Here is a 6236-nt window from a genome sequence, read left to right as displayed (position 1 = left end):
GCCGGGCGACGCGTACTGGGTGGGCCGGGGCACGTCGCAGGCGACCGCGCTGGTGTCGGGGGTGGCCGCCCTGATCAAGGCCGAACATCCGGACCTGTCGCCGCCGCTGGTCGTGCAGGCCCTCGCCGCCAGCGCCGACGACCGGCCGCCCGGCGGCTACGACACCGGCACCGGGTTCGGCGTGGTCAACGCCGCCAGGGCGCTGGCCGAGGCGGAACGGCTGGCCGGGCACACGGAGACGGCCGCCGGCGCGCAGGCGCACGACCCGGCCAGGCCGCTCGGGGCGGCGCCGCCGGCCGCCATCCAGGTCGTGCACCGCGACGGCGAGCACATCCTGCTCCACGGGGGCCTGGCGGCGGCGCTGGCGGTGGTCGCGCTGGGCTCGCTGGCGACTATCTTTGCCCTGGTCAGAAGGGGGCGACGCGCACACAATGGCCAAGAGGCATGATCCGCCCCGTTAGGGGGACGAAATAGACACGAAGCCGAGCTGGGAACGAGGCGGTGGTGAAGGCACGTAGGCCTACCTCAGGACTACCGCGCGTCGGGGGAGGAAGCACGCCGGGACGGAGCAATCCGCTCGGCGCCACCACCGGCCGCCGGTCACGCGTGCGCGACTGGCCGACGGCCGGCACCCGGAGCAGGCGGGCGGCAGCCGAACGCGCCGAGACCGACTCCATCCAGCAGGGCGTGCGCTACCGGCGGATGTTCGTGGCGCTCCTCACCGTCATCGTGGCCGTCTCGGCCGTGGTCGTGCTGCTCGGCACCGTCGGCCTGTTCAAGGAGACCCGCTCGCGGCCGCTGACCGCCGAGGAGCAGAACCGCTACAAACAGGAGGAGATCGCCCGCCGCTGGCAGGCGTGGCCCGCCACCGGCGTCTTCCCCGAAGAGGTGAAGTACCTCGGGCTCGACCGCGCCCAGCAGTACGCCAAGCGGGTCGGCATCGCCCCCGAAACCTCGTGCCGCGAGGCCGTCGACCCCTCGGTGGCCGGGGTGCTGGACGAATACGGCTGCGTCACCGTGCTGCGCGCCACCTACGTCGACCAGACCTCCACGTTCGTCATGACCGTGGGCGTGGCCGTGCTGCAGGACGAGGCGGCCAGGGCGTCGGTGACCGACCAGCTCACCCAGGACGACCGCGTCGGCGTGCTGCCCGTGGCCTTCCCCGGCACCGTGACCGAGCGGTTCGGCGTGCAGCAGCGCCAGCGCACCGGCTGGGTGGGCGCCGGTCCGTACATCGTGTTCTCGGCCGCCGGTTACGCCGACGGCCGCACCCGGGCCGCGGTCCCCCCGGAGGAGATCCTGCACAGCGAGCTCTGGCCGGCCGCCAAGTCGGTCGGCAACCAGATCGCCTACTTCCTGGCGGACCCGCCCAAGGTGCCGCCCTGCACCCAGGGGAACGTGTGCTGACCGCCGTCCGCGTGCTCACCGCCGCGATGCTGGCCCTGCACGCCCCCGTTGACGCGCCCATCCGGGAGCAGCAGCAGTGGGTGCTCGACGCGCTCAACGTCGAGCAGGCGTGGAACGTCACCAAGGGCGCGGGCGTCACCGTCGCCGTGATCGACAGCGCCGTCGACGCCGAGGTCAAGGAGTTGCGCGGGCGCGTCGTCCTGGGCCCCGACATGAGCTCGGGCGCGGCCCGGCCGCGCGAGGTGGCGCCCGGCGAGCACGGCACCGCCATGGCCGCGCTGATCGCCGGATCGGGCGCCGGAGGCGGGTTCGTCGGCGTCGCCCCCGAGGCCCGGGTGCTGTCGCTGCCGCTGGCCGTGGACGAGGACCAGGAGAACCAGATCGCGCCACCGCTGCTGAACGAGCAGGGCGGCGCCGAGAGCCCGCTGGCCCGCGCCCTGCGCTACGCCGCCAACCACGGCGCCAAGGTCATCAGCATGTCGATCGGCAACTACGGGCCGCACAGATCCGAGCGCGAGGCCGTCTCCTACGCGCTGGGCAAGGGCGTCGTGCTGGTCGCCGCCGTGGGCAACGACGGGCAGACCAACTACACCAAGGAGAACGGCACCTCCTACTGGAGCTTCCCGGCGGGCTACCCGGGCATCATCGGCGTCGCGGCCGTGGACAAGGCGAGCAAGGCCGCGCCGTACAGCAGCGACAACCTGTCGGTGCTCGTCGCCGCGCCCGGCTCGGGCGTGCCCGTGGTCAAGCGCGGCAGCGGCTACGAGCTGTCCGAGGGCACCAGCTCGGCGGCCGCGCTGGTGGCCGGGGTGGCGGCGCTGATCAAGGCCCGCTACCCGGACCTGCGGCCGGAGCAGGTGTCGCAGGCGCTGGCCACCGGGGCGAGGGGCCGCCCGGCCGCCGGCTACGACGACAGGACAGGGTTCGGCGTGGTCGACGCGGGCGCCGCGCTGAACGCCGCCGAACGGTTCGCCGGCCAGACGCGCGCGGTCCCCGTCCCGGCTGACCAGCACTTCGGGCAGGGCGAGGACTCCCCGGAGCCGTCCGCCCCCGGCCCCGATCCGTGGAGGCTGTGGCTGTACGGCGTAGGGGTTCTGGTGGCCCTCGTCATGTTCTGCGGGGCGATCGTGCTGCTCAATCAGCGCAGGGAGTAAAGATCCGCTATGGTCCCCCGTCATGGGATACGAGCTACGCGTGGTTCGTGAGGCGCCACTGGCCTTCGCGGAGGTCGCGAAGGCGATCGCGCCGGCCGGTTTCGAACTGCGCGGATCGGACGAGATCGTCGCCAGGCACGGCGACGGCACGCATGCCGTGGGAGCATGGCGTGAGCAGGTGATCGGGGCGCCCGGCTCCGACTGGCAGGTGGCCCAGCTCGTCCGGCTGGCGGCCGTGCTCGGCGCCCGGCTCGTCGGCGAGGACGGCGAGATCTACACGCTGCGCGACGGCGTGGTGGAGGTGCTGTCCGACGGGGCGGCGACCGAGCTCGGCAAGCTGGACCAGATGATCGACGCCGGTCCGGCGGCATGGAGCCCCTGAACCCCTTCGCCGAGCGGGTGCTGGAGCTGGTCGAACGCATCCCGCCCGGCAGGGTCATGTCCTACGGCGACATCGCCGAATACCTGGGCGAGGGCGGTCCCCGGCAGGTGGGCCGGGTGATGGCCGTCTGGGGCGGCGGCGTGCCGTGGTGGCGCGTCGTGCACGCCGACGGCACCGGCGCGGCCCCTGACCACGTGCGACGGTGCCTGGCGCACTGGCGCGAGGAAGGCACGGCGCTGCGCGGCGACCGCGTGGACATGCGGGCGGCCCGCTGGGACGGGCGTTCAGCCGATTCTCAGTAAGGGCGCTGACCTGCTGGTTCCCTGAATGGGCGATTTGGTAGTAGGTGACTCCTATTACCATGGGCAGAACATTGACGCGGCCCGAAAGGCGGTGCCTTCCCGATGGCTACCGGCGTAACTGCCCAGAGCCCGGGCGGCGATGCGGTCACCGACCGCCTCAAGGCTGTCCAGGATCTCTGCGACCGTGGCGAGCCGCTCGACGCGGTGATGCGTGCCGTCGGGCCGGGCGGCCGCGACTCGGCGTTCGACGCCGACGTGCTGAGCGGCCCCCTCGGCGCCCGGATGGACCTGGCGGTCAAGCGCGGCGCCGCCCGCCGGCGCGAGCTCGTCGACCTGTTGCGCCCCTACCTGGCCGGCGTCGACGCGGGGGTCAAGCGCGAGCTGCCCGTGGCCCGCCGCCTCGTCTGCCACCTGATCGAGCACCGCGCCGACGACGAGATCGTCGAGGGCGAGACCCTGGCCAAGGTCGTGGCGGCCGCCGCCGAGCCGTCCAAGCGCATCCGCAAGGGCCTGCGCTGGTACGCCGACCTGCCGTTCCGCGACGAGCTGCCCGCCGAGCTGTTCCAGTTGCGGCGCGCCGACCTGGTGCCGGTCACGCACATCGACGACATCGTGTGGGTCGACGGCAAGCTGCGCATCACCGGCTTCGCCTACCTGGCCGGCCTGTCGGTCCGCAGCCGCCGGTTCAACCGGGCGACCGTGGTGCTGCGCGGCCCGCGCTGGCTGCCGCCCGTGCGGCTGCGCACCCGCCGCGTGCTCGCCCCCGAGGCCACCCACGGGGCCCGCGAGCCGGGCTGCAACTACGACTGGTCGGGCTTCCACGCCGAGCTGAGCCCGTGGGCGCTGCGCTGGCGCGGTGCCGTGCGCGGCCTGGTCTCCGGGGTGCGGCGCGGGCTGCGCCGCCGTCCCGCCGTGCGTGACACCACCACGTGGCGGGCCGAGATCGTGTTCTGGAGCCGTGGCGCCCGCGCCACCGGCCTGCTGCGCGGCGCCTCCGTCGGCCGCAGCGAGCGGCCCGCCGGACGCCGGCTCAGGCCCGGCTGGTGGGCCAGGCCCGTCTGGACCTCCGACCGCGCCCTGCAGGTCGTGCTCCAGCCCAACCGGGCCGAGCTCACCGGCGTCACCGTCGACGACGAGCGCCTCCAGCTGAAGATCCACCTGCCCGACCGGGCGGTGACCAAGGGCCACGCCCGGCTCGGCGGCCACCGCATCGCCGCCGACTTCACCCCCGCGGGCGAGGGCACCGACGTGCTGCTCACCCTGGCCGTGCCCGCGCTGCTGCAGGAGAAGGACGGGCGGCGGCTGTGGGTCGAGCCCAAGGGCGACCCGGCGGCCTCCGTCATGCTCGGCGCCCTCAAGGGCACCAGGGCGGTGGCCGGTGACCGCGAGATCACCGTTCTCGGCGACCGGCGCGACCGCGTGGTGATCTCCGCGCACCGCATCAGGCCGGTGATCTCCTCGGCGGTCTGGGACGGGCCCGCGCTCGTCCTGCGCGGCCACTACCCCGACGAGGAGGGGGCGCGCTCGCTGACGCTGCGCCACCGCTCCGGCCTGTCCTACCAGCTTCCGATGGACCGCTCGGGCGAAGACTTCACCGTGCGGATCCAGCCCGGCTTCATGGACCGCTTCGGCGAGGCCGTGCCGCTGTCGTCCGGCACCTGGCAGATGTCCGTCCGGCACCCGTCCGGCGAGATCGTGCCGGTGCGCATGGACCACGCCGCGCTGGAGACGCTCGACGAGGACCCGCGCGTACTCGGCGGCCACTCCTTCCGCATGGTCTCCACCCGCTTCGACGTGCCCGTGGTGGTGTCGGAGGAGGAGCGGCCCGCCGCCGAGAAGGGCGTCGCGGGCACCCACGTGCTGCGCCGCGTCTTCTACCCGGCCCAGCGCACCGAGCCGCTCGGCGACGCCACCGTCTACGTGGTCAACGACGGCCGCATGTACGCCGACAGCGTCCGGGCCATCTACGAGGAGCGGGTGCGGCGCGGCGACGACCGCGAGCACATCTGGATCGTCAAGGACGGCGCGTTCACCCCGCCCAGCGGGGCCACCTCGGTGCGCGCGGGCAGCCGTGAGCACCACGCCGCGCTGGCCCGCTCGCGCTACATCGTCACCAACGCCTTCCTGCCCGTCTGGTTCCGCTCCCGCGAGGGCCAGGTCGTCGTGCAGACCTGGCACGGCACGCCCGTCAAGCACATCGGCAACGACCAGGCGCACATGCGGCGCGACCCCAAGCCGCCGGTCTGGCACCGGCAGGCCGCCGAGGTGCGCGGCTGGGACGTGCTGCTGTCGCAGTCGCCGTGGGCCACGCCGGTGCTGCGCAAGGCGTTCGGCTACCAGGGCGAGGTGCTGGAGAGCGGGCTGCCGCGCAACGACGTGCTCACCTCGCCCGAGCGCGACGAGCTCGCCGCCGCCGTGCGCGCGCGGCTCGGGCTCGCCGAGGGCAAGCGGGTGGTCCTGTACGCGCCGACGTGGCGTGACTACGACCGCAAGAACGCCATGGTCAAGCTCGACCTGGCCAAGGCGCGTGAGGCGCTGGGCGCCGACCACGAGCTTCTGGTACGGGCTCACCCCATGCAGGCCATGCCCGCCGTCCCCGACATCGCCCGCGACGTCACGACTTATCCCGATATTGCGGATCTGCTGCTCGTGGCCGACGTGCTGGTCACCGACTACTCGTCCGTCATGTTCGACTTCGCCGTGACCGGGCGGCCGATCGTGCTGTACGGGTACGACCTGGCCAAGTACTCCGCCAAGCGGGGAATGTACGTGGATCTGCCCGAGATCGCGCCGGGGCCGGTGCTGTCGACCTCGGCCGAGGTGATCGAGGCCCTGCGTTCCGTCGACGAGGTCGCGGCGGCGCACGCCGACCGTTATGACGCCTTCCGGGCCACGTTCGCCCCGCGCGACGACGGCAAGGCGACGGCGCGCGTGGTGGACCACGTTTTCTGACGACGGCGTGTCGGGGCGGATCCTGAAATTTGCCCCGAT

6 protein-coding genes are annotated in these 6236 nt (G+C 73.4%); all 6 read left to right on the top strand.

Annotation, left to right across the window (positions count from 1 at the left end; translation table 11 throughout):
- Positions 1 to 448, top strand: a 448-nt coding sequence (locus ADY59_RS34400; protein ID WP_049571308.1) for a S8 family serine peptidase, incomplete at its 5' end; no start/stop codon positions are given.
- A 158-nt stretch (positions 449 to 606) separates the two neighbouring features.
- Complete coding sequence (locus ADY59_RS34395; protein ID WP_156325908.1) at positions 607 to 1407, top strand: hypothetical protein; 801 nt, start codon at positions 607 to 609, stop codon at positions 1405 to 1407.
- Positions 1401 to 2561, top strand: coding sequence for a S8 family serine peptidase (locus ADY59_RS34390; protein WP_049571301.1), 1161 nt, complete (start codon positions 1401 to 1403; stop codon positions 2559 to 2561). Before ADY59_RS34395 ends, ADY59_RS34390 begins: the two co-directional genes overlap by 7 nt.
- A 22-nt stretch (positions 2562 to 2583) precedes the next feature.
- A complete protein-coding gene (locus ADY59_RS34385) occupies positions 2584 to 2943 on the top strand; it encodes a hypothetical protein (protein WP_049571300.1) in 360 nt (119 codons plus the stop codon).
- On the top strand, positions 2931 to 3245 hold the full coding sequence (locus ADY59_RS34380; protein ID WP_049571299.1) for an MGMT family protein: 315 nt from the start codon (positions 2931 to 2933) through the stop codon (positions 3243 to 3245). The genes ADY59_RS34385 and ADY59_RS34380 overlap by 13 nt, the downstream gene beginning before the upstream one ends.
- Before the next feature lie 102 nt (positions 3246 to 3347).
- A complete protein-coding gene (locus ADY59_RS34375) occupies positions 3348 to 6197 on the top strand; it encodes a CDP-glycerol glycerophosphotransferase family protein (RefSeq protein WP_231619028.1) in 2850 nt (949 codons plus the stop codon).
- Positions 6198 to 6236 lie beyond the last annotated feature (39 nt).

This window comes from Nonomuraea sp. SBT364 (assembly GCF_001083785.1).
Taxonomy (GTDB): domain Bacteria; phylum Actinomycetota; class Actinomycetes; order Streptosporangiales; family Streptosporangiaceae; genus Nonomuraea.
The sequence above is the reverse complement of the archived record's forward strand: the minus strand, read 5'-3'. Positions and strand labels throughout refer to the sequence as shown.